Annotated in this window: 25 protein-coding genes; 13 read left to right on the forward strand and 12 right to left on the reverse strand. The window is 54.3% G+C overall.

Annotation, left to right across the window (positions count from 1 at the left end; translation table 11 throughout):
- The first annotated feature begins 12 nt into the window (after positions 1-12).
- On the forward strand, positions 13-1,728 hold the full coding sequence (locus SPG90_RS05875; RefSeq protein ID WP_322408008.1) for a SulP family inorganic anion transporter: 1,716 nt from the start codon (positions 13-15) through the stop codon (positions 1,726-1,728).
- Positions 1,729-1,768: 40 nt separating this feature from the next.
- Here the strand turns inward: SPG90_RS05875 and dmsD are convergent, their stop codons facing one another.
- From dmsD to SPG90_RS05890, 3 genes are all read right to left on the reverse strand, one after another.
- Positions 1,769-2,383 (reverse strand): Tat proofreading chaperone DmsD, encoded by a 615-nt coding sequence (gene dmsD, locus SPG90_RS05880; protein ID WP_045354790.1) that lies wholly within the window; start codon positions 2,381-2,383, stop codon positions 1,769-1,771.
- A gap of 93 nt (positions 2,384-2,476) precedes the next feature.
- Positions 2,477-4,915, reverse strand: a complete 2,439-nt coding sequence (ynfE, locus tag SPG90_RS05885; protein ID WP_322408009.1) for a selenate/tellurate reductase subunit YnfE — start codon at positions 4,913-4,915, stop codon at positions 2,477-2,479.
- Positions 4,916-5,046: 131 nt separating this feature from the next.
- A complete protein-coding gene (locus SPG90_RS05890) occupies positions 5,047-5,313 on the reverse strand; it encodes a DUF1161 domain-containing protein (protein WP_126303224.1) in 267 nt (88 codons plus the stop codon).
- 104 nt (positions 5,314-5,417) lie between these two features.
- Between SPG90_RS05890 and SPG90_RS05895 the strand changes: the two genes are divergently transcribed.
- Positions 5,418-6,128 (forward strand): YnfC family lipoprotein, encoded by a 711-nt coding sequence (locus tag SPG90_RS05895; RefSeq protein ID WP_032668251.1) that lies wholly within the window; start codon positions 5,418-5,420, stop codon positions 6,126-6,128.
- Between the two features lie 17 nt (positions 6,129-6,145).
- Here the strand turns inward: SPG90_RS05895 and speG are convergent, their stop codons facing one another.
- Both speG and SPG90_RS05905 read right to left on the reverse strand, forming a co-directional pair.
- Positions 6,146-6,706 carry a spermidine N1-acetyltransferase gene (gene speG, locus SPG90_RS05900; RefSeq protein WP_023311549.1) on the reverse strand — a complete coding sequence of 187 codons (561 nt, stop codon included), beginning with the start codon at positions 6,704-6,706 and terminating at the stop codon, positions 6,146-6,148.
- Entirely contained in the window at positions 6,706-7,044 is a 339-nt protein-coding gene (locus tag SPG90_RS05905) for a DUF1283 family protein (RefSeq protein ID WP_023311550.1), read from the reverse strand. The genes speG and SPG90_RS05905 overlap by 1 nt, the downstream gene beginning before the upstream one ends.
- Positions 7,045-7,196: 152 nt before the next feature.
- On the opposite strand from SPG90_RS05905, the gene SPG90_RS05910 reads away from it, so the two are divergent.
- The 5 genes from SPG90_RS05910 (at position 7,197) to SPG90_RS05930 (ending at position 13,007) form a co-directional block, all read left to right on the forward strand.
- Positions 7,197-7,523, forward strand: a complete 327-nt coding sequence (locus SPG90_RS05910) for a YnfA family protein (RefSeq protein WP_045401189.1) — start codon at positions 7,197-7,199, stop codon at positions 7,521-7,523.
- Positions 7,524-7,633: 110 nt separating this feature from the next.
- Complete coding sequence (gene manD, locus SPG90_RS05915) at positions 7,634-8,848, forward strand: D-mannonate dehydratase ManD (protein ID WP_047174828.1); 1,215 nt, start codon at positions 7,634-7,636, stop codon at positions 8,846-8,848.
- A 14-nt stretch (positions 8,849-8,862) separates the two neighbouring features.
- Positions 8,863-9,882, forward strand: a complete 1,020-nt coding sequence (locus tag SPG90_RS05920) for a Zn-dependent oxidoreductase (protein WP_248182811.1) — start codon at positions 8,863-8,865, stop codon at positions 9,880-9,882.
- Positions 9,883-9,955: 73 nt separating this feature from the next.
- Positions 9,956-11,323: an MFS transporter gene (locus SPG90_RS05925; protein WP_126303226.1), complete on the forward strand. Its 1,368-nt coding sequence runs from the start codon at positions 9,956-9,958 to the stop codon at positions 11,321-11,323.
- Between the two features lie 220 nt (positions 11,324-11,543).
- Positions 11,544-13,007 (forward strand): mannitol dehydrogenase family protein, encoded by a 1,464-nt coding sequence (locus SPG90_RS05930; protein ID WP_045401174.1) that lies wholly within the window; start codon positions 11,544-11,546, stop codon positions 13,005-13,007.
- Between the two features lie 43 nt (positions 13,008-13,050).
- Here the strand turns inward: SPG90_RS05930 and ydfZ are convergent, their stop codons facing one another.
- The gene (gene ydfZ / locus SPG90_RS05935; RefSeq protein ID WP_126303227.1) at positions 13,051-13,254 is read right to left on the reverse strand and encodes a putative selenium delivery protein YdfZ; all 204 of its coding nucleotides are present in this window, start codon (positions 13,252-13,254) and stop codon (positions 13,051-13,053) included.
- Positions 13,255-13,541: 287 nt separating this feature from the next.
- Here ydfZ and SPG90_RS05940 point away from each other — a divergent pair, with 287 nt between their 5' ends.
- Positions 13,542-13,973, forward strand: coding sequence for a universal stress protein (locus tag SPG90_RS05940; protein WP_045401170.1), 432 nt, complete (start codon positions 13,542-13,544; stop codon positions 13,971-13,973).
- A 33-nt stretch (positions 13,974-14,006) separates the two neighbouring features.
- Here SPG90_RS05940 and SPG90_RS05945 read toward each other — a convergent pair whose 3' ends face one another.
- Complete coding sequence (locus tag SPG90_RS05945; RefSeq protein ID WP_045401168.1) at positions 14,007-14,693, reverse strand: GntR family transcriptional regulator; 687 nt, start codon at positions 14,691-14,693, stop codon at positions 14,007-14,009.
- A gap of 91 nt (positions 14,694-14,784) precedes the next feature.
- Positions 14,785-15,531 carry a bifunctional NADP-dependent 3-hydroxy acid dehydrogenase/3-hydroxypropionate dehydrogenase YdfG gene (ydfG, locus tag SPG90_RS05950; protein WP_023311558.1) on the reverse strand — a complete coding sequence of 249 codons (747 nt, stop codon included), beginning with the start codon at positions 15,529-15,531 and terminating at the stop codon, positions 14,785-14,787.
- 142 nt (positions 15,532-15,673) lie between these two features.
- On the opposite strand from ydfG, the gene dcp reads away from it, so the two are divergent.
- Both dcp and SPG90_RS05960 read left to right on the forward strand, forming a co-directional pair.
- Positions 15,674-17,707, forward strand: coding sequence for a peptidyl-dipeptidase Dcp (gene dcp, locus SPG90_RS05955; RefSeq protein WP_126303228.1), 2,034 nt, complete (start codon positions 15,674-15,676; stop codon positions 17,705-17,707).
- 321 nt (positions 17,708-18,028) lie between these two features.
- Positions 18,029-20,611 carry an EAL domain-containing protein gene (locus SPG90_RS05960; RefSeq protein ID WP_322408010.1) on the forward strand — a complete coding sequence of 861 codons (2,583 nt, stop codon included), beginning with the start codon at positions 18,029-18,031 and terminating at the stop codon, positions 20,609-20,611.
- Positions 20,612-20,712: 101 nt separating this feature from the next.
- Here SPG90_RS05960 and uspF read toward each other — a convergent pair whose 3' ends face one another.
- Positions 20,713-21,147, reverse strand: coding sequence for a universal stress protein UspF (uspF, locus tag SPG90_RS05965; protein ID WP_023311561.1), 435 nt, complete (start codon positions 21,145-21,147; stop codon positions 20,713-20,715).
- 133 nt (positions 21,148-21,280) lie between these two features.
- Positions 21,281-21,571 carry a DUF1330 domain-containing protein gene (locus SPG90_RS05970; protein ID WP_126303230.1) on the reverse strand — a complete coding sequence of 97 codons (291 nt, stop codon included), beginning with the start codon at positions 21,569-21,571 and terminating at the stop codon, positions 21,281-21,283.
- Positions 21,572-21,639: 68 nt separating this feature from the next.
- Here SPG90_RS05970 and SPG90_RS05975 point away from each other — a divergent pair, with 68 nt between their 5' ends.
- A complete protein-coding gene (locus tag SPG90_RS05975; protein ID WP_235832501.1) occupies positions 21,640-22,095 on the forward strand; it encodes a MarR family winged helix-turn-helix transcriptional regulator in 456 nt (151 codons plus the stop codon).
- 72 nt (positions 22,096-22,167) lie between these two features.
- On the opposite strand, the gene SPG90_RS05980 is transcribed toward SPG90_RS05975, so the two are convergent.
- Positions 22,168-22,839, reverse strand: coding sequence for an MgtC family protein (locus tag SPG90_RS05980; RefSeq protein ID WP_045401161.1), 672 nt, complete (start codon positions 22,837-22,839; stop codon positions 22,168-22,170).
- Positions 22,840-23,297: 458 nt separating this feature from the next.
- On the opposite strand from SPG90_RS05980, the gene SPG90_RS05985 reads away from it, so the two are divergent.
- Positions 23,298-24,506, forward strand: a complete 1,209-nt coding sequence (locus SPG90_RS05985; RefSeq protein ID WP_045401159.1) for an MFS transporter — start codon at positions 23,298-23,300, stop codon at positions 24,504-24,506.
- Positions 24,507-24,525: 19 nt separating this feature from the next.
- Here the strand turns inward: SPG90_RS05985 and SPG90_RS05990 are convergent, their stop codons facing one another.
- Positions 24,526-25,515: a 2-hydroxyacid dehydrogenase gene (locus tag SPG90_RS05990; RefSeq protein WP_023311563.1), complete on the reverse strand. Its 990-nt coding sequence runs from the start codon at positions 25,513-25,515 to the stop codon at positions 24,526-24,528.
- 326 nt (positions 25,516-25,841) lie between these two features.
- On the opposite strand from SPG90_RS05990, the gene SPG90_RS05995 reads away from it, so the two are divergent.
- Positions 25,842-26,165, forward strand: coding sequence for a hypothetical protein (locus tag SPG90_RS05995; RefSeq protein ID WP_126303231.1), 324 nt, complete (start codon positions 25,842-25,844; stop codon positions 26,163-26,165).
- Positions 26,166-26,233 lie beyond the last annotated feature (68 nt).

A 26,233-nucleotide genomic window follows, 5' to 3' on the forward strand; every position in this document is an offset into this window, starting at 1 on the left:
CCGGAGAACAACGTGTTCGGAAAACAATTGTTAAACTACATGCCAGGTTTACAAACTTTGTTAGCCTACGATAAAAGCTGGCTAAAAAATGATGTTAAAGCTGGCTTATCCGTTGCGGCTGTCGCGCTTCCGGTGGCTATTGATTATGCTGAGTTGGCGGGTGTTGGGGCAATAGTGGGGCTCTATTCCTGCGTTTTACCGATGATAGCGTATGCACTGTTTGGTTCTTCACGTCAGCTTATTGTGGGCCCTGATGCCACGACCTGCGCGGTGACTGCGGCCGTCGTGTTTCCTCTTTCTGCAGGTAATCCCGAACTGCACTGGCAGCTGACCATTATCATGACGTTGATGATGGGTGGGTGGTGCCTGCTTGCCAGTAAATTCCGCCTGGGCGCACTTGCCGATCTGCTTTCTCATCCCATCCTTACGGGTTTGCTTAATGGCGTTGCCGTGACGATTATTGTCGGGCAATTAGGCAAGGTGTTGGGGATAAAACTCGACGAAGCGCAGGTTATTGAGAAAATAATGGCCTTGCCAGGCCGTCTTTCAGAAAGCCATTTATTAACCGTTGGCATATCGCTTTTAACGTTAATTATTTTAATGGCGATCAAAACGTATCGCAGCCACTGGCCAGCACCGTTGATTGCCATTGTGATGACAACGTTACTGGTATGGGCGACATCTGCACAACAGTATGGTATTGCCACTATTGGGGGAGAAGGCTTCCAGCCTGGTTTACCCGTCGTTAACTGGGGCGCGTTCCAGCCCGGTCCGATGCGTGATTTAGTGATCCCGGCGCTGAACCTGGCGTTGGTCAGTTTTGTCAGCCTGATGCTGACCGCCCGCAGTTTCGCCGCGAAAAATGGCTATGAAATTAATGCTGATGCAGAGTTCCGGGCGCTGGGGATTGCGAACCTCATGTCGGGATTATCTCAGGGGTTTGCTATCAGTGGAGCCGATTCCCGGACCGCGGTTAATGATTCAGTGGGTGGGAAAAGCCAGCTGGTTTCCATCGTCGCAGCCTTACTCATCGGTATCGTAGTGGTGTTTTTCACTCAGCCATTACAATTTATTCCGGTATCTGCATTAGGTATTGTTTTGATGTACGCATCCTGGTCATTAATTGATCTACGCGGGTTATGGAACCTGAGGCGTAGAAATAAACAGGCATTTCGTCTGGCCTTCTTCACGTTTGGCTGTGTGTTAATTATCGGCGTTATCCAGGGGATCGGCCTTGCGGTGTTGCTTGGCCTGTTACAGTTCCTGCGTACGGTGTTTCGTCCCTCTGAGCACTTACTGGGAACTGACGACGATGGCATGATTCACTCATTAGGTAATACAACCGATATTAAAATGGTCCCGGGCGTGCTGATGTATCGATTTAACTCACCGTTGACCTATTTTAACGTGGCTTATTTTAAACGTCGGGTATTGAACCTGGTTGATGGTGCAGCAGTACAGCCTAAATGGGTGGTCATTGATGCCGTTGCTTGCTTCACCTATTCAGACATCAGCGTTCTGGCAACCATAAATGAGTTAAAGCGCGATCTGAAAGGTCGACAGATTACGTTAATCCTTGCGGGCAGAAAAACGGAATTAACGCGCTGGTTTAAAGATAGCCGGCCAACAATGAATGATGATGATATGATTCTGGCGCCAGACCTCTATCTGGCACTTCGGTTCATTCAAAGCAAAGAGAGTGCGAGTGAATCAGGTAGCGAGGTATAAGCTAAAGGCTTGCCCGCCAACCGCGAGCAAGCCGCATCCCTTAGCGATACAGCGTTTTTTCCGCAACCGGAATAAGCAACCCGGCTCGCCAGTCCGCGAGCGTTAGCTGAGCAAGTCTGCCCAGCGCGGTATAAAAGGGATGCCCAGCGTTTTCCACAAACACCGACAGGAAGCGGGTGCTCCACGGCAGCAGGTGCCACGCCAGAAGCTGAGCGCACTCTGCTTCGCGGCCATTCTCGGCCAGCCACGCCGCCAGCAGCAGCAAAGTACCAAAATGATCTTCCGGCTCATTCTGCTGCATCTCAAACGCGATATTGTTCTCACGCATCCACTGGCGCAGCGCGAGGGTCGAGTCGCCAAACAATACGGACTCACGGTCCAGCCAGACGGAACCCCACGGCGGAGCGGGCAGGGCATACGGACCAATAAACAGCCGTTGCCAGGCGTCCGCCAGCGGCTCATCGGAAGATGAGGCAAACGTATCGGCAACGGGCTGCAGCGTTTCTGCAGGCAGAGGCCAGTCCTGAACCCATTCGCCAGCGGTGAGCGCTTTCACCAGCGGCGCGGCCTGCTCGCTGTCCGGAGCGAAATAAAACAGCGCGCCCAGCACCCGGGCGCTGAACGCGAACGATTCACTATGTGAGACGTCTTTCATTAAACCTTCCTTGCTCGCGCGGATAACGCCCGCGCGACTATGTTAACCGATAATACTGACCACAGAATAAACCAGGGCCTCGTGTTTCACCCTCTACACTTTCTCAATCTGCACCAGATTGGTGTGCTGCGGGTTGCCTTTTGCCAGCGGAGAAGGACGATGGGTCGTCAGCGTGTTGATGCAGGAGCCGTGGTCGATACGATCGCCACTCATATTGGCATCGTGCCAGGCGCCCTGGCCCATGGCGCTCACGCCGGGCATGATGCGCGGCGTCACTTTCGCTTCAATTCGCACCTCGCCGCGGCTATTAAAGACGCGCACCGTATCGCCGTTCTTAATGCCGCGTTTTTCGGCATCGACAGGATTAAGCCACACCTCCTGGCGGCAGGCCGCTTTCAGCACGTCGACGTTACCGTAGCTCGAGTGGGTACGGGCTTTGAAGTGGAACCCGAAAAGCTGCAGCGGGAAATGCGCGCGCTCGGGTGCGTCCCAGCCGTCAAAGGTCGATGCGTAGACGGGCAGAGGGCTGATGGTCTCATCTTTTGCCAGCTCCCAGGTGGCCGCAATCTCTGCCAGCTTGCTGGAGTAAATTTCAATCTTGCCCGATGGCGTTTTCAGCGGATTGGCTTCAGGGTTCTCGCGGAATTTTTTATAGGCCACGAAGTGTCCGTTCGGATCTTTGCGCTTATAGATGCCCATTTTTTTCAGCTCGTCATATGACGGAAGCTGAGGATCTTTCGCGAGCATTTTGGCATACAGGAACTGCAGCCACTGTTCCTGCGTGCGTCCTTCGGTAAATTTCTGATGGATATCCGGCCCGAGGCGTTTCGCCACTTCGCTCATGATCCAGTAGATCGGCTTACGCTCGAACTTCGGCGCGGTCACGGGCTGGAGGAAAATCAGGTAGCCCATATTTCCCGCATAATCGTTAGGAATGATATCTTCCTGCTCGACGGTCATCAGGTCCGGCAGCACGATATCGGCATACTTCGCTGACGAGGTCATGAAATTGTCGATGACGACAATCATTTCGCACTTGCTTTCATCCTGCAGGATATCGTGGGTTTTATTGATATCGGAGTGCTGGTTGATGATGGTATTGCCCGCGTAGTTCCAGATGAACTTAATCGGCACGTCCAGCTTATCTTTCCCACGCACGCCGTCGCGCAGGGCGGTCATCTCCGGTCCGCGGGCGATGGCGTCCGTCCAGCTGAAGCAGGAGATTTGCGTTTTGACCGGGTTATCCGGTATCGGCATACGTTCGATGGTAATGGTGTATGTCGACTCACGCGCGCCGCTGTTGCCGCCGCTAATCCCCACGTTTCCAGTCAGAATAGGCAGCATGGCGATGGCGCGGGACGTCAGCTCGCCGTTCGCCTGCCGCTGTGGTCCCCAGCCCTGGCAGATATAGGCCGGTTTCGCGGAGCCGATTTCCCGGGCCAGCTTGATGATACGATCCGCCGGAATGCCGGTGATGCGTGAGGCCCACTCCGGCGTTTTCGCCGTGTTGTCATCGCCCTGGCCGAGAATGTACGCTTTGTAGTGGCCGTTAGCGGGCGCGCCTTCCGGCAGCGTTTTTTCGTCGTAGCCAACGCAGTATTTGTCGAGAAAAGGCTGGTCGACCAGGTTTTCGTCAATCAAAACCCAGGCAATACCCGCCACCAGTGCGGCATCGGTACCCGGACGGATCGGGATCCATTCATCTTCGCGTCCGGCTGCCGTATCGGTATAGCGCGGGTCGATAACGATCATTCGCGCGTTTGAGCGCTCGCGGGCCTGCTCCAGATAATAGGTAATCCCGCCGCCGCTCATGCGCGTTTCCGCCGGATTATTGCCGAACATCACCACCAGTTTGCTGTTTTCAATATCAGAGGTGCTGTTCCCGTCGTTGCTGCCGTAGGTGTAGGGCATGGCGCAGGCGATTTGCGCCGTGCTGTAGGTGCCGTAGTGGCTCAGGAAACCGCCGTAGCAGTTCATCAGGCGCGCCACCAGCGAAGCGTAAGGGGAGGAGCGGGTGATATTGCCGCCGACAATCCCGGAGGAGTAGTTAATATACACCGCTTCGTTGCCGTATTTGCTGACCACGTTTTTAAGGCTGGCGGTGATGGCGTCCAGCGCTTCATCCCATGTGATGCGCTCGAACTTGCCTTCACCGCGTTTGCCCACGCGTTTCATCGGGTAGTTGAGACGGTCAGGGTGATTGATCCGACGGCGAATAGAACGCCCGCGCAGGCAGGCGCGCACCTGATGGTTACCGTAAATATCTTCACCTGTGTTATCCGTTTCGACCCAGTACACTTCGTCGTCGCGGACGTGCAGACGCAGCGCGCAGCGGCTGCCGCAGTTGACCGAGCAGGCGCCCCACACCACTTTATCTTCAACAGGCTGGACGGCGTTCTTCACCGCCGCGGCGGCGCTTTTTAAACCAAAAGGAAGCGAGATCCCACCGGCGGCCAGCGCCAGAGACCCTATTGCCGTAGATTTCACGAGAGTTCGACGGCTAATCCCGCCGTGATGTTCAGTATCGGACATGGCTCACCCCATCATTATAATTACGTATTATTTTTCCCGAAATGATAACCGGGCTAATGATGGGGTGAGTGTTACTGATTTGGGGGTATTAAATCTTAATCCTTATCAAATCAAAGGGGATTGAGGGTAAATTACTGTGCTTCAGCAGCCCCGTTGCCTGAACGGGTGTACAAAATTTTAAAGGTGTCGTTGGCGCAGTGGCCCACCACCTGCGTGCCCGCCTGGTCGGCCTGATCGTTCGGCACAATGCTCAGCGTAAAACCTGATTCAGGCACACCGTTGTTGATAATTTTCTGCTGAATGTCGCTTTTCACGCGCTCGCAGGAATCCGGTGCCGCCAGCGCGGCCGTTGAGACACTCATTAACAGCAGGGCGGTAATCCAGGGTAACCGTTTCATCTGTAGCTCCTTTTCTCTGTGTAGAGATTAATTTTAGCAGGCTTCGTGTAAACAACTGTATTTGCTAATATGATTGGGAATAATCTCCCTGTACGGTAATAAATGTGAAGAAATACGCAGCGATAACGCTACTGGCAGCAACAATGGTGGGGTGCGACAACAGCTCCGCGCCGCTGTCGTTTACGCCCGAAATGGCGAGTTTCTCGAACGAATTTGATTTTGATCCGCTGCGCGGCCCGGTGAAAGACTTTACCCAGACGCTGTTCAACGAGAAGGGCGAAGTGTCCAAACGGGTCACCGGCACCGTGTCTACGGAAGGGTGTTTCGATACCCTTGAGCTGCACGACCTGGAGGCCAATACCGGCGTGGCGCTGGTGCTGGATGCCAATTACTACCTTGATGCAGAAACCCAGCAGCGAAAAGTGAAGCTGCAGGGGAAATGCCAGCTGGCCGAACTGCCGTCAGCCGGGATAACGTGGGATACCGACGACAACGGATTTGTGGTGGCGGCGCACGGCAAAGAGATGGAAGTGAAGTATCGCTACGATGCGGACGGCTACCCGCTGGGCAAAACCACCGTCTCCGGGGATCAGCACCTGTCCGTCCAGTCGACGCCGTCTAAAGACGTTCGCAAAAGAATGGATTACTCGGCGGTGAGCATGTTGAATGATAAGCCGCTGGGCAACGTGAAGCAGAGCTGCGATTACGATCGACACAATAATCCGGTGAGCTGCGACCTGACGATCACGGACGATAGCGTCAAACCTGCCGTTGAGCGCAAATACACCATCAAAAACACGATTGAATACTACTGAGAATAAAACCGCGCAGGTTACTGCGCGGTCGGTTTCAGCAGGCTGGCGCCTGACGGCTTGTGTCCGGCCAGGTGCTGATGCTGGAAGATGCACATGCGAATGGTATTGCGGTATTCGCCGTTGATAAAGAACTCGTGAATCAGCTCGCCTTCCACCATAAAGCCCAGCTTGCGGTAGATATGGATCGCTTTCTCGTTCTCTTTATCCACAATCAGGTAAAGCTTGTAGAGATTCAGAACGTTGAATCCATAATCCATCGCCAGCTTCGCTGCCCGTGAGGCAAGGCCTTTTCCCTGATGTTCAGGGGAGATGATGATCTGAAACTCCGCCCGACGGTGAACATGGTTGATTTCAACCAGCTCCACAAGTCCGGCTTTTTCGCCTTCACACTCCACCACAAAACGACGTTCACTCTGATCGTGAATGTGCTTATCGTAGAGATCGGACAGCTCAACAAAAGCCTCGTACGGCTCTTCGAACCAGTAGCGCATTACGCTGGCGTTATTGTCGAGCTGGTGGACGAAGCGCAGGTCTTCACGCTCCAGCGGGCGAAGCTTAACGTCGCAGGGCGCCGACATTACGGGGCTACCGTGCGGCCAGTGCGGCGATCCAGGCAGCGCAGGGTGTTTGGCTCCCAGTAGGCGTTGACGTTTGCACTTTGCTGGCACTTATCGCGCGCGTCAAAAGCGACATCTTCTTTATCCCACTCTTTCTCAGCACGTTTGTTGACCTTGTGGCGAAGGCTGCGGGTGTCATTCCATTGTTCTTTGTCCATGGCGGCGTTCTGGCGGCTTTGCGCGCTGTCACCAGACTCAATAATGAGCTTGCTGGTTTCCGCTGTCGCAGAGGCGGCAAAGGCGAACGATGACAGCGCTAGCAGGGCTGTCAGACAAAGGCGTTTGCTTAATGTGGTCATAGCGTTTCCTTTTAAACGGGTGCAGATAATCAAGTTATCCCGAACAGATTCTACACCAAAGCGAAAAGACGGCATACCCGCGGAGCAGGTATGGAAAAGTAAAGGATATCATCAGGTATGATGTCTAAATAAATCCTCACCTGACGTGAAATATGCTCAAAACGACGCTGCTTTTTTTTGCCACCGCGCTATGCGAAATCATCGGCTGCTTCCTGCCCTGGCTCTGGCTGAAGAAGGGGGGATCCGTATTGCTGCTCATCCCGGCAAGCGTCGCGCTGGCTCTGTTTGTCTGGCTGTTAACGCTGCATCCTGCCGCGAGCGGCCGCGTCTACGCCGCTTACGGCGGCGTCTATGTCTGTACCGCGCTGCTGTGGCTACGCGTGGTGGACGGCGTCAGGCTCAGCGCGTACGACTGGGCCGGCGCGCTGATTGCCCTGTGCGGAATGCTGATTATTGTGGCGGGATGGGGACGGGCCTGATCCCCCGGTTTTGTGATCGTTAGCCGATTTTATGATCATTATACTTGTATGGTAGTCTGGTTGGTGAGTAAGTTTCCAGCATCACAACGAATGATGTAAGGAAAGGAATTATGAAGATTGTCGCGGCTGACGTGTTTGTTACTTGCCCGGGGCGGAACTTTGTCACCCTTAAAATCACCACCGACGAGGGGATTGTCGGCCTCGGTGACGCTACGCTGAACGGGCGTGAACTCTCCGTTGCTTCCTACCTTAAGGACCACCTCTGCCCGCAGCTGATTGGCCGCGATGCGCACCGCATCGAAGATGTCTGGCAGTTCTTCTATAAAGGCGCCTACTGGCGTCGCGGTCCGGTCACCATGTCGGCCATCTCCGCCGTGGACATGGCGCTGTGGGACATCAAAGCCAAAGCGGCCAACATGCCGCTCTACCAGCTGCTGGGCGGCGCATCCCGCGAAGGCGTGATGGTTTACTGCCACACGACCGGTCACACCATTGACGACGTGCTGGAAGATTACGCCCGCCATAAAGAGATGGGCTTTAAGGCGATCCGCGTGCAGTGCGGCGTGCCGGGCATGAAAACCACCTACGGCATGGCCAAAGGGAAGGGGCTGGCCTACGAGCCTGCGACCAAAGGCGACTGGCCGGAAGAGCAGCTGTGGTCGACCGAAAAATACCTCGATTTCACACCGAAGCTGTTTGACGCGGTGCGCAGTAAATTCGGCTTCAATGAACATCTTCTGCACGACATGCACCACCGCCTGACGCCAATCGAAGCGGCGCGTTTCGGCAAGAGCATTGAAGAATTCCGCATGTTCTGGATGGAAGATCCAACGCCTGCGGAAAACCAGGCCTGCTTCCGCCTCATTCGCCAGCACACCGTCACGCCAATTGCCGTGGGCGAAGTGTTTAACAGCATCTGGGACTGCAAGCAGCTCATCGAAGAGCAGCTCATCGACTATATCCGCACCACCATTACCCACGCGGGCGGGATCACCGGAATGCGTCGCATCGCGGACTTCGCCTCGCTCTACCAGGTGCGAACCGGCTCGCACGGTCCGTCGGATCTCTCGCCTGTATGCCACGCCGCCGCGCTGCATTTCGACCTGTGGGTGCCAAACTTTGGCGTCCAGGAATATATGGGCTATTCCGAACAGATGCTGGAAGTCTTCCCGCACAGCTGGCGCTTTGATAACGGCTACATGCATCCGGGCGACAAGCCGGGGCTGGGCATTGAGTTTGATGAAAAACTGGCGGCGAAATACCCCTACGATCCGGCCTATCTGCCGGTGGCCCGTCTTGAAGACGGCACGCTGTGGAACTGGTAAACGAGGAGCGAACGATGAAAAGCGTAGTGATTCAACAGCCGAACGAACTGGTGATTGAAGAGCGGCCACTTCCGCAGCCAGGCCCGGGTGAAGTTCGCGTCAAAATCACGCTGGCGGGGATCTGCGGTTCGGACAGCCACATCTATCGCGGCCATAACCCGTTTGCGAAGTATCCACGCACGATCGGGCACGAGTTTTTTGGCGTGATTGACGCCGTGGGCGAGGGCGTAGACAGCGCCCGTCTGGGCCAGCGCGTCTCGGTCGATCCGGTGATCAGCTGCGGACACTGCTATCCGTGTTCCGTCGGAAAACCGAACGTCTGCACCTCGCTGGTGGTGCTGGGTGTACACCGCGACGGGGGCTTCAGCGAATACGCGGCGGTACCCGCTAAAAATGCCTGGCCTATCCCCGATGACATTCCGGATAGACACGCCGTCATGGTGGAGCCCTTCACCATCGCCGCCAACGTGACGGGACAGGCCTGCCCCACCGGGCAGGACGTCGCGCTGGTTTACGGCGCAGGGCCGATGGGGCTGGTCACCGTGCAGGCGCTGAAGGGCGTCTATAAGGTGAAGCAGGTTATCGTGGTTGACCGCATCGACGAACGCCTGAAAATGGCCCAGCGCAGCGGCGCGGACTGGGTGTTGAATAACGGCGAACAGTCGCTGCAGGCCGCGCTGGACGAAAAAGGCATCAAGCCGACGTTAATCATTGATGCCGCCTGTCACCCGGCGATTTTGCAGGAAGCGATAACCCTGGCCTCTCCGGCGGCGCGTATCGTGCTGATGGGCTTCTCCAGCGAGCCAAGCCAGATTGTCCAGCAGGGCATCACCGGCAAAGAGCTGGCGATCTTATCCTCGCGCCTCAATGCCAACAAATTCCCGGTCGTCATCGACTGGCTGAAAAAAGGGCTGATCGACCCGGAAAAACTGATCACTCATGCCTTTGACTATCACCATGTAACAGACGCCATTGAGCTGTTTGAGAAAGACCAGCGGCAGTGCTGCAAAGTCTTGCTCACGTTCGGGCAATAATTATTTACGCGGTTAAGAGCCTGCCCAGACAGGCTCTATGTGGTACGCATCTTACCCTTCAGAGATAGCCATTATGACGCAAGCACAACCTCAAAGAACCACCTCCGATCTGGTGAAAGCCGCCGTTTCCGGCTGGCTGGGCACCGCCCTGGAGTTTATGGACTTTCAGCTTTACTCGCTGGGGGCTGCCCTGGTCTTTCACGAGATCTTCTTCCCGGAACAGTCAGCCGCGATGGCGCTGATCCTCGCGATGGGGACATACGGCGCAGGCTACATAGCACGCATTGTCGGCGCCTTTATATTCGGCAGAATGGGCGACAGCATTGGTCGTAAGAAGGTGCTGTTTATCACCATCACCATGATGGGGATCTGTACCACGCTGATTGGCGTCCTGCCGACCTACGCGCAGATCGGGATTTTTGCTCCCGTTCTGCTGGTGACGCTGCGTATCATCCAGGGCCTGGGAGCCGGGGCGGAGATTTCCGGGGCCGGGACCATGCTGGCGGAGTACGCGCCGAAAGGCAAACGCGGCATTATCTCCTCGCTGGTGGCGATGGGCACAAACTGCGGGACGCTGAGCGCAACGGCGATCTGGGCGGTAATGTTCTTTGCCCTCGACCGTGAAGAGCTGATTGCCTGGGGCTGGCGCGTGCCGTTCCTCGCCAGCGTCGTGGTGATGATTTTCGCCATCTGGCTGCGAATGAACCTGAAAGAGAGCCCGGTGTTTGAGAAAGTGAACGATGCGCAAAGCGTGCAGCCGGACACTTCGCTGGGTTCAATGGTGAAAAGTAAATCCTTCTGGCTGGCGACCGGCCTGCGGTTTGGCCAGGCGGGCAACTCGGGTCTGATCCAGACGTTCCTGGCGGGATATCTGGTCCAGACGCTGCTGTTCGATAAAGCCATCCCGACCGACGCGCTGATGATCAGCTCCATTCTCGGGTTTATCTCCATTCCGCTGCTGGGCTGGCTTTCCGATAAAGTAGGGCGCCGTCTGCCGTACATTATCCTCAATATCTCCGCCATTCTTCTCGCGTATCCGATGCTGTCGATCATCGTCGATAAGAGCTATGCGCCGGGGACAATCATGCTCTCGATCATCGTTATCCATAACTTCGCCGTGCTGGGGCTGTTTGCGCTGGAAAATATCACCATGGCGGAGATGTTTGGCTCGCGAAATCGCTTTACCCGTATGGCTATCTCGAAAGAGGCGGGCGGTCTGGTGGCGGTGGGCTTTGGTCCGGTGCTGGCGGGGATCTTCTGCAATATGACCGGCTCCTGGTGGCCGATTGTCGCCATGCTGGTGGCCTATTCCGCGATTGGGCTGGTCTCGGCGATCCTGATGCCGGAAGTGCGCGACCGTGATTTGAGCGCAGCGGAAGATGTAGCGGAAGCCGCACCAGAAGAGAGTGTGGGTTACGGCGCGGTCTCCTCGCGGCGCTAGTGGTTTATAACTTACGTTACCTGTCACACAACTTTAGCTTTATGTCACACCACATGAGCAAAAGTTAATATAAATCAAAATCTCAAACGGCAGTATCAGTATGGTTGATGGCAGTTACTTTTTTACCCCAGCTGCCATTCTAGTTGGTGTAGTCAGCAGGCGCTGCCGCTTCTGAAGGCGCGGCAGCGGTCCACGGCTTTCTAATTAACGAGTCTTAATCATGAAAAACACCTTATTACAGGCCAACGCGACGCTGCCTCAGTACGATCGCGACAGCCTTCAACCACGCATTGTTCATCTGGGTTTTGGCGCCTTTCACCGGGCGCACCAGGCGGTATACGCCGACATCCTCGCCGCTGAGCACGGCAGCGACTGGGGCTACTGTGAGGTTAACCTGATTGGCGGCGAGCAGCAGATTGCCGATCTGAACGCGCAGGATAACCTGTACACCGTGGCGGAGATGTCTGCTGACGCATGGACATCCCGCGTGGTTGGCGTGGTTAAAAAAGCGCTGCATGCACAGGTCGACGGGCTGGAGTGCGTGCTGGCGGCGATGTGCGAACCGCAGGTGGCAATTGTCTCGCTGACCATCACCGAGAAAGGGTACTGCCACTCACCGGCGACCGGACAACTGATGCTCGATCACCCGTTTATCGTCGCCGACCTGCAAAACCCGCACCAGCCGAAATCCGCGCCGGGCGTGGTGGTGGAAGCGCTGGCGCGTCGCAAAGCGGCGGGTCTGCCCGCGTTTAGCGTGATGTCCTGCGACAACATGCCGGAGAACGGCCACGTGATGCGCAATGTGACCTGCGCTTACGCCCGAGCGGTAGACGGCGAGCTGGCGGACTGGATCGAGGCTAACGTCACCTTCCCGTCAACCATGGTGGATCGCATCGTGCCGGCGGTCACTCCCGATACGCTGGATAAAATTGAGCAGCTGACCGGCGTGCGTGACCCGGCGGCGGTCGCCTGTGAACCGTTCCGCCAGTGGGTGATCGAGGATAACTTTGTGGCAGGACGTCCAGAGTGGGAAAAAGCCGGTGCCGAGCTGGTGTCAGACGTGATCCCGTTTGAAGAGATGAAGCTGCGCATGCTCAACGGCAGCCACTCCTTCCTGGCGTACCTGGGCTATCTGGCCGGTTACCCGCATATCAACGACTGTATGGAAGATGAGAACTACCGCCTCGCCGCACATACGCTGATGCTTAACGAGCAGGCGCCCACGCTGAAAGTGAAGGGCGTTGATTTAGGTCGCTATGCCGATCTCCTGATTGCCCGCTACAGCAACCCGGCCCTGCGCCATCGGACATGGCAAATCGCGATGGACGGCAGCCAGAAGCTCCCGCAGCGTATGCTGGACTCCGTGCGCTGGCACCTGGTGCATCAGAAGCCTTTCCCACTGCTGGCCCTGGGCGTGGCAGGGTGGATGCGTTATGTTGGCGGCGTGGACGAGCAGGGTAACGCCATCGACGTGAGCGATCCGCAGCTGGCGGTGATTCAGGCGGCGGTGAAGGGAAGTGCGGAAGGGGAAAGTCGGGTTAACGCGCTGCTCGGCATTGAGGCCATCTTTGGTAAAGAGTTACCGCAGGAGCCGCGCTTCGTTGCTGCAGTGATGACCGCGTACCGGGCGCTGCTGCAAAAAGGCGCGAAAGCGACCGTCGCGCAGTACGCGTCTCAACGGTAATTCAGCACATGCCGCCGTGCGCGGCGGCATGGCTGCGCACAGTTTAGTGCATCCCAAGGCGAATCAGCTCAATCGGCTCGAACTTACCTTCGCATCCTTCCACTTCAACCGTTTTGCTGCGGCGCACCTGCGCGGCATCCAGCCCGTCGCTGTGGATCGCTTTAATCACGCCGGTTTTGCCCGTGCCGCTAATCATGACGCGGCTGCCGGTGGTGATTGCATTGCGGTTACGGTCGTATGTCAACATGGTATTTTCTCCTCTCTAACCTGTTCGTTACGGCGCTATTTCGGGTTATGCCGTTCACGGGGCATATAAATACGCCTGTCCACGCTTCATGTTTTTGTTTTTGATCAAACTCACACTTTTTTCTTTATTTCGTCGGGCGCTGACGGTTCAGGACGGTAATTTACAAAGTGGACCATTATTTTCATTAATTGATAGTTTCGATAGGGAAGCGTTGAGGGTTGGTTTATATTCCCGATGTCATCCTGTGTGCAGGAAATAACCCTTCATCGGAATAAGGAGTCAGGCTTATGTATAAGAGCATTTTGATGCCTGTAGACGTGTTTGAAATGGATTTGAGCGACAAAGCGGTTCGCCACGCGGCAAACCTTGCGAAGGCAGAGGGCGCGTCGATTACCCTGGTCAACATTCTGCCTGCCAGCAGCCGGTCTCTGCTGCGCGGGTTCAACGCCGATATTAAAAAGTTTGAAGAGTATATGACCGCAGAATCCGGTAAGAAAATGAACGAGTTAAAAAGACTGTTCGATATCGCCCCAGAGAATATTCATAGCATGGTGCGTTTTGGCAACGTCCGGGATGAAATTATCAGGCTGAGCAAGGAGGGGGAATATGATGCGATTGTCATCGGGTCGAAAAACCCGAGCATCACCACTCATCTGCTGGGTTCAAATGCGGAATCTATTCTGCGCTACGCCACGATCCCGGTGTTAGTCGTTCGCTAATCACGCCGCCGCACCCGAAAGGGGCGGCGAATATTACTCTTCGCTAAACCACTCGCTATTTTCCTGACGAATAAGCTGCACGGATTCGCTAATTTCCTGCAGATGCAGCGTCATCGCTTTTTCCACACCGTCCGGGTCGCGTTTTTCCAGCGCGCTGAAAATATCATGATGCTGTCGGAGCAGCATTTCCGGCGGGGAGACGTGATCGAGGCTCATATAGCGCACGCGGTCGATGGTGGCCTTGATGTTCTCGATGGTGTCCCAGGCCAGCTGACAATCCGCGATCTGCGCCAGCTTCTGGTGGAATTCATCATCAAGCTGGAAGAAATCATTGAGCTGCTTGCGGTCAATTGCAATACGCTGCTGGTGCAGGTTCTGCTCAAGCTGGTAACACTGTTTGTCGTTGATAAGCGTTGCGGCGCGGCGCGCCACCGCGCATTCAATGGCCTGGCGAACGAAACAGCCGTTGCGTACCTGAGAGAGTGAAATTTTGTTCACGTAGCTGCCGCGCTGCGGGCGGATCTGAATCAGTCCGTTTTCAGCAAGCTTAATAAACGCTTCACGTACCGGCTGACGGGAAACGTCAAAACGCACGGAGACCTCTTTTTCAGAAAGCGGCGTTCCCGGTGGGATCAGGCAATGGACAATATCACGTCGCAAAATGCGATAGATTTGCTGGTTAACGGGCTGGGTGGGATTGAGTTGCGATTCAGCGGCCATGAGTTGTCATTTCTCAGAGAGTTAGCCTGAACATACTACCATTCTTTTATAACCCGAAACAGACCCGGCCCGCAGGCCGGGAAGGGCGGATTTAGCCACGATGGACGCTAAGTCCTGCAAAACTCTGGCTGACTGGCATCATTTCCACGGTATTGATGTTGACGTGTTTTGGCAGCGTCGCCACCCACCAGACCGTTTCGGTCACATCTTCCGGCGTCAGCGCGTTAGCATTTTCGTAGGTTTTGCCCGCTTTCGCGTCATCGCCTTTGAAGCGCACGTTGGAAAACTCGGTGCCGCCCACCAGACCCGGCTCGATATCGGTGACGCGAATGGCGGTGCCGTGCAGGTCGGTACGCAGGTTAAGGCTGAACTGGCGCACAAACGCTTTCGTCGCGCCATAGACGTTGCCGCCTGCGTAAGGCCAGCTTCCGGCGGTGGAGCCAATGTTGATAATGTGGCCGCGGTTGCGCTCGACCATGCCCGGCAGAACCGCGCGGGTCATATAGACCAGCCCTTTGTTGTTGGTGTCGATCATGTTTTCCCAGTCTTCAACGCTAGCTTTGTGGGCTGGCTCCATGCCCAGCGCCAGACCGGCATTGTTGACCAGCACGTCGATGGCGCGCCACTCGGCGGGCAGGTTGGCAATCATCTCTTCAATGGCCGCGCGGTTACGCACGTCCAGCTGCGCGGTCAGGATGCTGTCGCCTAATTCGTCCTTCAGCTCCTGCAGGCGCTCCTGACGACGGCCCGTGGCAATAACCTTGTGCCCGTTGGCGACGAAGCGACGCGTGATGCTTTCACCAAAACCTGCCGTTGCCCCGGTAACTAAAATAATCATCTCACTGTTCCTCAACGCTTTTTGTGTTGTACTAACATAGCACGGCCGCAGAGGGTGCGTTAAGGCAACATTTGTATGACGGCGTTGCAGGGGATGGCGGCCTGGCCTACTCTGGGAGGATACCCGTACTCAGGAGCGAAAGATGACGGCCACGAATCCCTTTTTTGACATCAGCCTGCTGCCCTATCAGGCCCCCCATTTTGATGAAATCACCGACGATCACTATCGCCCGGCCTTCGATGAAGCGCTTCGCCAGAAGCGGGCGGACGTAGACGCCATTGTGTCCCAAACCGCTGCGCCGGACTTCACCAACACCGTGCTGGCGCTGGAGAAAAGCGGTGCCATGCTCTCGCGCGTCAGCAGCGTGTTCTTCGCCATGACCTCCGCGAATACCAATACGTACCTGCAGGAGCTTGAGGAACAGTTCTCCACCGAGCTTGCCGCGCTGGCGAACGACATCTGGCTGAATGACGTGCTTTTCGCCCGCGTGGAGAGCGTCTGGCAGGATCGTGCCGCGCTGGACGCCGAATCCCGTCGGCTGGTCGAGGAGACGTATCAGCGGTTTATTCTGGCCGGCGCGCGTCTCAATGAAACGGAAAAAGCCGAGCTGAAGGCGCTGAATACCGAGGCGGCGACCCTGACCAGCCAGTTCAACCAGCGTCTGCTGGCTGCCGATAAGACGGGCGGGCTGGTGGTGGATTACGCGCACCAGCTTGATGGACTCAGCGCCAGCGAGATTGCCGACGCGGCGCAGGCTGCCGCGGAGCGAGGGCTAAACGATCGCTGGCTGATCCCGCTTCTGAACACGACCCAGCAGCCCGCGCTTTCCGCGCTGCGCAATCGTCAGACCCGCGAAAACCTGTTCAACGCTGGTTGGACGCGCACCCAGAAAGGGGATGAAAACGACACTCGCGATCTGATCCTCCGCCTTACGGCGCTGCGTGCGCGGCAGGCCCGCCTGCTGGGCTTTGAGGATTACGCCAGCTGGAGTATCGCCGACCAGATGGCGAAAACTCCGGACGCCGCGCTGACCTTTATGCGCGGCATTGTGCCTGCCGCCCGTGCCCGTGCTGAGCGCGAGCAGGCCGATATTCAGAAAGTGATTGATGACGAACAGGGCGGTTTCACCGTGCAGGCCTGGGACTGGGCCTTTTATGCCGAGCGCGTGCGTCAGGCAAAATATGCCCTCGATGAATCGCAAATCAAACCCTATTTTGCGCTCAATACCGTTTTGCACGACGGCGTATTCTGGGCCGCAAGCCAGCTGTTTGGCATCCGCTTTGTGGAGCGCTTCGATATCCCGGTGTATCACCCGGACGTCCGCGTCTGGGAAATTTTCGACCACACCGGTGAGGGCATGGCGCTGTTTTACGGCGACTTCTTTGCCCGCGATTCCAAGCAGGGCGGGGCCTGGATGGGGAATTTCGTCGAGCAATCCTTCGAGCTAGCTGCCCGTCCGGTGATCTACAACGTCTGTAACTACCAAAAGCCGGCTAACGGCGGCGTTGCGCTTCTCTCCTGGGATGACGTGATCACCCTGTTCCACGAGTTTGGCCATACGCTGCACGGTCTGTTTGCCAGCCAGCGTTTCGCCACGCTCTCCGGGACCAATACGCCGCGCGATTTCGTTGAATTCCCGTCGCAGATCAACGAACACTGGGCCAGCCATCCACAGGTGTTTACCCACTACGCCCGCCATTACGAAACCGGTGAACCGATGCCGGAGGCGCTGCGTGAAAGCATGCTCAACGCGACCCATTTCAACAAGGGTTATGACATGACGGAGCTGCTGGCTGCCGCGCTGCTGGACATGAACTGGCACGGGATTAGCGAAGCCGTTTCGAGCGTTGACGCGTTTGAAGCGGCAGCACTGCAAAAAGAGGGGCTGGATCTGCCCGCCGTACCGCCGCGCTATCGCAGCAGCTATTTTGCCCATATTTTCGGCGGCGGCTACGCGGCGGGATATTACGCCTACCTGTGGACGCAAATGCTGGCGGACGACGGCTATCAGTGGTTTGTTGAACAGGGCGGCCTGACTCGTGAAAACGGGCAAAAATTCCGCGAGGCGATTTTGTCCCGTGGTAACAGCACGGATCTGGCTGAACTTTATCGGCAGTGGCGCGGGCACGATCCGAAGATTGAACCGATGCTGGAAAATCGCGGGTTGAGCGAATAGAGCCAGTCTCGTCTGAAAAAAGAACCGGGCTTTACGCCCGGTTTTTTTATAGGCTCCAACGTGCTTGTAACGTCTTCTGCAAAAATAGTTTTAATATGCGTTCTTTATAAATAAAACAGGTGAGATTAAAACTTACTTCGAACAGTATATTTAATTTACCGAGTTTAGGTAGTAAAAGAGTTAATGATTAATAATTTGATCTGGGTTAGAGAAATCAAATATTCTTTAATCTCAGATTTTTAGCTATAAATTTTTGTTATTTTGTGCCGATAAATGAAAGTGGCATACAAATCGACGTACTAGCAGTTAAGAAGGCGAAAGATGACCCTACCTCTGAACAATCCGGGCTTCACCGACACCGAGCCTTCTAAAGGCCTGATAAATAAAACCTTTACCTATATTGTAACGTTGTTGATAAGTATTTTTATTGCGGCAATAATTTCCCTGCTAATAATAAAAGATAATGTGAATGAAATCAGCGACAAGCACGATGAATTTTTGTTAAGGAAAGCCCTGGAGACCCGCCAAGAGAGCATGCGAAGTCATTTGAAAGATAATGCCGAGTGGGGAGATGCCTACAAACATCTTCATCTGAACAATGACGTTCACTGGGCATGGGATAAGCAGAACCTGGGCAAATCCCTGTATGACAACTTTGGCTACGAAGGGGTGTTTGTTCTCTCGCCGGAAGGGAGCACGCGATACAGCGTCGTTGACGGGAAGCTGAAGCTTCAGGAGCTGGAGCGCTGGTTAGACAAATCAACCAAAGACCGTTTACTCCATGAGTTGAGTATAAAAAAGGGAGTGCCGGTTTCTGTGCTAGCGCTTATCGATTCCGTGCCGGCCATTGTTTCTGCGCAATGGATAACGACGGGCGATGATACGAGCGTGCAAACCCTACCCGGAAAACCGTCGACAATGGTGTTTATAGACAAGTTAACGGCTAAAAAACTCCTCACGATTGGGCAGGATGCCGGTATCCAGAACGTTCGTACTTCACCTGATACAGCCAGTTCTCAAATAAATAATCAGACGGAATTTACCTTAAGCACCCAGAATGGGGATGTGCAAATTATCTGGGACGGTGAAAATCCCGGCCAGGCGTTAATAATTTATTTTTTGCCATTGCTCATTCTTTCCGTCGTTCTGACGGTATTGATGACGGTGATATTAATGCGCCATATTATGCACAAGGCGAGAATGCTTGACGAAAATACGTTTCTCCTCGAGCAGGCGCGGTTGAATCTTATTACGAGTGAAAAACGATTTCGGGACGTCAGTGAAACAACCAGCGACTGGTTCTGGGAAACAGATTTATCGTTAAGGATAACGTGGCTATCGGGTCGTTTTTCTACAATAACGGGATATGAAAACAGCAAATGGATAGGCCGCAGGTTGGATGAACTCTTTCCGTCGACAAGCGGATTATCACATGACTGCGCCAGGCAGCGGGACTTAACCGAACGCTTTGAATTTAAAAACTGTCCTTATACTCACGCGCAACAATCCACCTCATATTGCACGCTTCTGGCAAAGTTTTCTGCTCAGCCTGATGGAACGGTGGTGTTGCGAGGCGCGGCAACCGACGTCTCTCAGGAAGTTGAAGCAACAAAACGCGTGGAGTTCCTGTCACGCCATGATGAATTAACCGGTCTGCCGAACCGATATCACATTAAGGAATTTCTGGCTGGCAAGTTAGCGAAAGAAGACCTTAATCATTATCCCTTTGCCATGATTTGCCTTGATTTAGACAAGTTTAAACCCGTCAATGATATTTTCGGGCACTCCACCGGCGATGCCCTGCTTGGGGAGGTCACTTCACGTCTTAAAAATTGCGTTCGTCGAGGTGATTTTGTCGCACGGCAGGGAGGGGATGAATTTATGCTGCTCCTCGGCAACACCAGCCAGCAAGAGCAGATTGAGGAGGTGTGTCGTCGCATCGTGCAAGAACTTAACCGTCCTTTCGCCATTGAGGGCAATGATGTGGCGATAGGCGTAAGCATGGGCATTGCGCTGGCTCCCCGGGATAGCAGCAGCGCAAACGATCTTCTCCGCTACGCGGATATTGCGCTGTATCAGGCGAAACAATCCGGCAGAAACCGATGGGTCTATTATCGCCCTGATATGTCGGAAAAGCTGACTGAACGCAGGAAACTGGAATTAGAACTCAAGACCGCGATTCGCGAAGAACAGCTCTACCTGGTTTACCAGCCGCGTTATAACCTCCGGTATTCTAAAATTGAGGCCGTCGAAGCGCTGGTACGCTGGCAGCACCCGGCTCGGGGGACCATAATGCCCGATCAGTTTATTCCGCTGGCAGAAGAAACCGGGCTGATTATTAGCCTGAGCAACTGGGTCATACGCAAAGCCAGTACGGAGACGAAAGACAAATTGCCGGGATTATCGGTCTCCGTCAATATTTCTGCTATCGAATTCCAGGCAAGCGATCTTGCCGAAAGGATAAAAGAGATCCTTCACGAAACGGGGCTTGAACCCAACCGGCTGGAAATTGAAGTCACTGAAAACGTCACGCTTTCCGATCCTGAAAAAACCTTGCAGACCATGAAGTCTCTCAAAAAAATGGGCGTCCGCATTTTGATTGACGATTTCGGTACCGGCTATGCCTCTCTGAGCTATCTGCGGAAGTTTCAGTTTGACGGGCTTAAGCTCGACAAGAGCTTTATTTTTACCCTGGGGGACTCGCCGCAGAACCAGTCAGTCGTGGAGAAAATTATCGACCTGGGGAAAGCCTATTCCATGGCGGTAACCGCAGAAGGGGTGGAGACCGCCGAACAGCTGTCTTTTCTGAAAAAAAATAAATGTGATGAAGTTCAGGGCTACTTACTTGGAAAACCGGCCGCCATTACGGACTTAAATTTAAACGCTAACAGAGTAAATCTCTAAATCGCGCTTTCACTCAGGGCTGCGTAAATGAAAAACCGGGCTTCGCGCCCGGTTTTTGTTATCCGCTATCCGTTCGTATCCACGAGCGTAAACGCCGCTTTCTATCTCACGACCAGGACAGGGCATTTCGCATGCCGAACCACTGCCGCAGCGTTCGAACCCAACAGATACGTCGATATGTCAGGTTTGTGGGAAGCGATGATAATCAGGTCGGCATCGATCGTGTCAGCGAGCTTAAGGATTTGATCCTTTGGAGATCCCGTCACGGCGTGAGTCTGTACCTTGTCTGGAGGAATTTTGAATTGCTTAACGATTTCATCCAGCTTCGCTAAGGCCGCGTGCTGGAACTCTTTCAGCTTCGGCATTTCTACCGAATAGGCCAGGCCTAATGATGAATAATACGGAAGCGATGGAATGACGGTAAGAAAGTGAACTTTAGCTGTGTTAAGTGCTGTATGTGCCTGAACGAAGGGGATAACCATGTGCGTCAGGCTATCCTCCGAAATGTCAATTGGAACCAAAATTGAATTATACATTTGTCCCTCCTGAGTGTTTTTTACACAATTCAGGGTAGACCGTTAATTTCAGGAAAACAGAGAGCAAGCTGTCATAACGGGTACAAATTTCGGTTATGTGATAGGCGTACAGTGGAACCTGGCCGTCATTCCGTCATTCCGTCGTGACAATGAACATTCTCGCCTCCTGAGCGAGCTGGCGTTCAGCCTTAATCGGCGCATATTTTTCCGAATGATAGAAGGCAACGGCCTGCTCCAGGGTAGGGAATTCAAAAATGCCCGCATAGGGTAACGGCTCCACTTCCCCTTCCAGGAGCTGTGCGACAGCACCAAAATGAACGATTTTACCTCCTGCCTCTTCTAATGCAGACGTGAAGCGGGGGGCAAGGCTGGCCTGTCTGGCTGGATCAATAACGCGTAAGTTGATATGAACAAAGGCTGGCATAGGCGTTCCATAAGCATGACAAATAATGTATATACAGTATTAACTTTAGCATTGATTGTCGAGATGAAATGATGAACAACATTGATGTTGCGCTGTTGAAGACCATCCCGGAAGTCTGCCCGGCGTTTCAGGCGCGCGCTACCGCCAGGGCTATTACGCGCTATTACAATGCCTGCTTCAGACCGTTTGAGCTGACCGCGGAGCAGTTCAGCCTTTTGGTTGGCATCGGGGGTTCCCCAAATGAAACCGTTGCGGAACTCGCCGCCAGAGCCGGGGTGGATGCGACCACGCTGAGTCGAAATATCCGCAGTCTGGAATCGCGCGGCATTATCGACTCGGCTGGAGGCCGTGGACGTGCAGGGAAACGACTCATCCTGACAGCTGAGGGCTGGCGTCTGCTCGAGGAGCTCATCCCGGTCTGGCAATCCGCTAAACAAGAATTGTCCCATCTTGTGGGCAGCGAGCAGCTCTTCCTGACGACGGAAATGATGAAACGCCTGGCTAAAATCAGCACAGCTTTATGAATATCTCCGCGTCACCGTTCGTTTCCGGCTAAACGGCAAAGCCTAAACCGGGCGTAACGCCCGGTTTAGGCTTTATATTGCGTGACAGCTGACGGACGCGATAATTTTATTCCCGCCCATATTCCCCATAATCATATCGAGTAATTTTCGGTATTCCTCCCGGGTCATCACCTCCGCGCGAATTTCAGTTTTACCTTCTGCTTGCGCAGTAGCGGAATAAATCGCTTTCAGACTTAACGTCAACTCTTTCGCCATGTTTACGACGCTTTGCCGCACCGCATCTTCATGCTCATCATTACAGGTGATTTTAAGGACATAGCATTTTTCGCCTTCATGAAGCACGGGCAGTTGATTAATTCGCTGCGCGGCTTCGCGAAGCAATATGTTAGCGCAGAGAATAATTAGGCTGGCCATGGCGGCATTCCAGAACTGGCCTAATCCGCACAGTACGCCAATTCCGGCCGAGCACCACAGCGTTGCGGCGGTATTCAAACCACGAATATTCATTCCTTCACGCATAATGACGCCAGCGCCAAGAAAGCCGATTCCGGAGACGATCTGCGCTGCGATACGCCCTGGGCTATCAGGTGAAGTCGATACCGAACTTAGAATGAACACTGCCGCACCCGTGGCAACCAGTGCATTGGTACGAAGCCCGGCCATACGCTGGCGCCACTGTCTTTCCGCGCCAATAATTGCGCCCAGCAGCATCGCTGCGAGCAGATGAGAGATATAAGGGAACATCAGCCTGTCGCCTGTTAACGTTATTAAATAATAAGCGTCAGTGCTTTGCTAAGCACATCATAACGCCGTTTAAATGCTAAGCGTGTCAGGACAACGGTGGCGGAAAGAGTGAATGAGTAAACATGAACATGCGATCCCCCACAAATTGAGTGGTTCTTACTGTGTCGGGATACAATCGCTTAAAGAGGATTGCTGCCCACCGTTTCAGGTAAGCAGCGAGAAAATCGCGCTAGCTTACCTTCGTATCGACGATAAAATAACTTTCCAACGAAGGACTCCTGTGAAAATTTATTGCCAGTATAGTCAGGGGCGATAATGAGTAAAGCGAAAAAACAGACTCCGTTATGAATTGTTTAAGTTCGGAAAGCATGTTTTTTTAAGACGTCATCTGATTTTCAAAAATACCCGGTATACTACATTTTCTTTTTTACAGGCGATAACAGACAAAGGCAGGAAGTATGTCTCTTCGTTCGCTGCGGGCATTGTGCCTGACAAGTTTTTTCATTGCGGATGTCCGCGATGGCCTCGGTCCTTTTCTCGGTATTTTTCTGACCGAACGCCACTGGACCCCCGATGATATCGGCATCCTGATGACGGCCGGTGGGCTGGCGGGACTACTCGCTACGCTGCCGGCGGGATTCATTACCGACACCTCGCGCAGCAAGCGGACCGTGCTGGCGCTGGTGTGCCTGCTCATCACCCTTAGCACGCTCCTGCTCTGGTTTAGCCAGCAGAGCGGCATTGTCGCTGTTTCGCAAATCGTCACCGGTATCTGTGCGGCGTTTGTCGGTCCGCTGATCGCCGGAATTACCCTGGGGCTGACCGGTCAGGGCGGGTTCAGCGCGCAGATGGGCAAAAATGAGGCCTTCAATCACGGCGGCAACTTTGTTACCGCACTGATTGCAGGCGGCATTGCGTGGTACTGGGGCGTCGGCGGGATTTTCCTGCTGATGACCTGTACCACGCTGTTAACGCTCTGCGCGCTGCTTGCCATTCGCAACGGGGATATCGACAACGACGCCGCACGGGGACTCTCTTCTTCAGCGAGCCTGCCGGTTCCCGGATTTGCCGTGCTGATAAAAAACCGGGCGCTGTTCGTGACCGGACTGACGCTGCTGCTGTTTCACCTGGCGAACGCCGCGCTGCTGCCGATGCTGAGCATGAGGGTGGCCGCCGCGCCCGCCTCGATCAACCCCGGTTTGTACGCGGCGGGCACCGTTATCATCTCTCAGGCGGTGATGATTCCCGTTGCCATCTGGGTCGCCAACCGAATAGACCGATACGGCTACTGGCGCTTAATTATGCTGGCGCTGCTGGTGATGCCGGTTCGCGCCGCGCTGGCGGCGTCTACGGACGCGCCGCTCATGATGATCCCGGTACAAATTCTCGACGGGCTGGCCGCAGGGATTCTGGGCGTCGCAGTACCGTCGTTTATCGTGGTGCTGTTGCGCGGAAGCGGGCACGTCAATGCCGGGCAGAGCGTGGTGATGCTGATGCAGGGGGTCGGGGCATCCATGAGCCCGGCGTTAACCGGCACGATTGCGGGTCATTACTCATTTGCCACGGCATTCAGCGTCCTGAGCGCGATTGCGCTGGTGGCCGTACTGCTATGGTGGTGCTTTGCGCACCGGACCTGGGAAACTGACAGTACGCCGGGTGGGGCATAGACGCCACCCGGCGTCACGCTTACGCCAGTTCGTTAGGGCACGCTTCGCCCTTTTCCAGCTGCTGCAGGTTACCCAGCGTGGTTTCCGAAATGCTGATCAGCGCTTCGGCAGTCAGAAACGCCTGGTGTCCGGTAAACAGCACGTTATGACAGGCAGACAGGCGGCGGAACACGTCGTCCTGGATCACATCATTCGACTTGTCTTCAAAGAACAGATCGCGTTCGTTCTCGTACACGTCCATCCCCAGCGCGCCAATTTTCTGGGTTTTCAGCGCTTCGATAGCGGCCTGAGAGTCAACCAGCCCGCCGCGGCTGGTGTTGATGATCATCACGCCATCTTTCATCTGGTCAAACGCAGCCTGGTTGAGCAGGTGGTAGTTCTCCGGCGTCAGCGGGCAGTGCAGGGAGATCACGTCAGACTGCGAGAACAGGGTTGGCAGGTCGACGTATTCCACGCCCAGCTCCAGCGCAGCGGCGCTTGGATACGGATCGAACGCCAGCAGACGCATGCCGAAGCCTTTCAGAATGCGCAGGGCGGCGATGCCGATTTTACCGGTGCCGATCACGCCCGCGGTTTTGCCGTACATGGTAAAGCCGGTCAGCCCTTCCAGCGAGAAGTTGGCATCACGGGTACGCTGATAAGCGCGGTGAATACGACGGTTGAGCGACATCATCATGCCAATCGCATGTTCCGCGACCGCTTCCGGGGAGTACGCCGGGACGCGCACCACCCTCAGACCCAGCTCTTTCGCCGCGTCGAGGTCCACGTTATTAAAGCCCGCACAGCGCAGGGCGATATATTTCACCCCCTGTTTTTTCAACTCTTCCAGCACCGGACGACTGCCGTCGTCGTTAACAAAAATGCAGACGCCTTCACAGCCGTGCGCCGTTTTGGCGGTTTTTTCGGACAGCAGAAAGTCGAAAAATTCAAGCTCAAACCCGTAAGCCTCGTTAACATGTTGCAGATACTTTTTGTCGTACTGCTTTGTGCTATATACCGCGAGTTTCATAAGACTTTCTCCAGTGATTTTGCATTCACGTTAGCATGATTAAAATTATCTTACAATTTATAAAATATTATTGAATTCAATAAGTTCTATCAATTATTCTAGAGCATATGTGCACCCTAACTCCATGATATTCTTACTACGAGAAATCTTCGGCGCGGATCTGAACAGGGCATGTTGCGGAAAATGGAGTGGGTAGAGGATGCGAGAAACGCCTGTCTGGATTAGGTTAAAGAATGGCAAGAGGGTGTGAAAACTGCAATCCTTCTGGATGTGATGGGACGATATTAGGAACCGGGTGAGTTTCTGATAAAGAGGGAGAATGATGCATGTCGCAACAACTGGGGTTGTCCTTATCTCCGCCAATGCTGCCCGCTTTGTACTATTTCATTGTATCTATAGTAGTTTTTTTCTTGTTATATTTCGGGAAACAGAAGATTACCCGGCTAAGAAAATACCCACTGTTCATTGCCTATACGCTGTTTGTGATAGCCATTGCAGCCATTCAGATTAACGTTTTTGCCAACGGCTATGAGTTTGTTAGCGGTTTTTTACATATCGATTTTGATCCCTGGCGGTACGACTCGGTGTACTGGGGGTCATTGATATTCGCAATGCTTTACCTGCTGGCAGTGCCCAGGAACAGGTATTAATTACGCAGTTATTCCGGCTTCTTCGCCTGAAATTATGCGTAACCCACTGAATCTAAATTGTGTTCTTT

The organism is Enterobacter sp. D2 (assembly GCF_034427575.1).
GTDB lineage: Bacteria > Pseudomonadota > Gammaproteobacteria > Enterobacterales > Enterobacteriaceae > Enterobacter > Enterobacter cloacae_M.

What these genes read in the sequence shown, in the direction of transcription:
- dmsD (WP_045354790.1), bottom strand. Translation starts at nt 2,383, where the DNA reads ATGAAAGACGTCTCACATAGTGAATCGTTCGCGTTCAGCGCCCGGGTG.
- ynfE (WP_322408009.1), bottom strand. Translation starts at nt 4,915, where the DNA reads ATGTCCGATACTGAACATCACGGCGGGATTAGCCGTCGAACTCTCGTG.
- SPG90_RS05890 (WP_126303224.1), bottom strand. Translation starts at nt 5,313, where the DNA reads ATGAAACGGTTACCCTGGATTACCGCCCTGCTGTTAATGAGTGTCTCA.
- speG (WP_023311549.1), bottom strand. Translation starts at nt 6,706, where the DNA reads ATGTCGGCGCCCTGCGACGTTAAGCTTCGCCCGCTGGAGCGTGAAGAC.
- SPG90_RS05905 (WP_023311550.1), bottom strand. Translation starts at nt 7,044, where the DNA reads ATGACCACATTAAGCAAACGCCTTTGTCTGACAGCCCTGCTAGCGCTG.
- SPG90_RS05910 (WP_045401189.1), top strand. Translation starts at nt 7,197, where the DNA reads ATGCTCAAAACGACGCTGCTTTTTTTTGCCACCGCGCTATGCGAAATC.
- manD (WP_047174828.1), top strand. Translation starts at nt 7,634, where the DNA reads ATGAAGATTGTCGCGGCTGACGTGTTTGTTACTTGCCCGGGGCGGAAC.
- SPG90_RS05920 (WP_248182811.1), top strand. Translation starts at nt 8,863, where the DNA reads ATGAAAAGCGTAGTGATTCAACAGCCGAACGAACTGGTGATTGAAGAG.
- SPG90_RS05925 (WP_126303226.1), top strand. Translation starts at nt 9,956, where the DNA reads ATGACGCAAGCACAACCTCAAAGAACCACCTCCGATCTGGTGAAAGCC.
- SPG90_RS05930 (WP_045401174.1), top strand. Translation starts at nt 11,544, where the DNA reads ATGAAAAACACCTTATTACAGGCCAACGCGACGCTGCCTCAGTACGAT.
- ydfZ (WP_126303227.1), bottom strand. Translation starts at nt 13,254, where the DNA reads ATGTTGACATACGACCGTAACCGCAATGCAATCACCACCGGCAGCCGC.
- SPG90_RS05940 (WP_045401170.1), top strand. Translation starts at nt 13,542, where the DNA reads ATGTATAAGAGCATTTTGATGCCTGTAGACGTGTTTGAAATGGATTTG.
- SPG90_RS05945 (WP_045401168.1), bottom strand. Translation starts at nt 14,693, where the DNA reads ATGGCCGCTGAATCGCAACTCAATCCCACCCAGCCCGTTAACCAGCAA.
- ydfG (WP_023311558.1), bottom strand. Translation starts at nt 15,531, where the DNA reads ATGATTATTTTAGTTACCGGGGCAACGGCAGGTTTTGGTGAAAGCATC.
- dcp (WP_126303228.1), top strand. Translation starts at nt 15,674, where the DNA reads ATGACGGCCACGAATCCCTTTTTTGACATCAGCCTGCTGCCCTATCAG.
- SPG90_RS05960 (WP_322408010.1), top strand. Translation starts at nt 18,029, where the DNA reads ATGACCCTACCTCTGAACAATCCGGGCTTCACCGACACCGAGCCTTCT.
- uspF (WP_023311561.1), bottom strand. Translation starts at nt 21,147, where the DNA reads ATGTATAATTCAATTTTGGTTCCAATTGACATTTCGGAGGATAGCCTG.
- SPG90_RS05970 (WP_126303230.1), bottom strand. Translation starts at nt 21,571, where the DNA reads ATGCCAGCCTTTGTTCATATCAACTTACGCGTTATTGATCCAGCCAGA.
- SPG90_RS05975 (WP_235832501.1), top strand. Translation starts at nt 21,640, where the DNA reads ATGATGAACAACATTGATGTTGCGCTGTTGAAGACCATCCCGGAAGTC.
- SPG90_RS05980 (WP_045401161.1), bottom strand. Translation starts at nt 22,839, where the DNA reads ATGTTCCCTTATATCTCTCATCTGCTCGCAGCGATGCTGCTGGGCGCA.
- SPG90_RS05985 (WP_045401159.1), top strand. Translation starts at nt 23,298, where the DNA reads ATGTCTCTTCGTTCGCTGCGGGCATTGTGCCTGACAAGTTTTTTCATT.
- SPG90_RS05990 (WP_023311563.1), bottom strand. Translation starts at nt 25,515, where the DNA reads ATGAAACTCGCGGTATATAGCACAAAGCAGTACGACAAAAAGTATCTG.
- SPG90_RS05995 (WP_126303231.1), top strand. Translation starts at nt 25,842, where the DNA reads ATGTCGCAACAACTGGGGTTGTCCTTATCTCCGCCAATGCTGCCCGCT.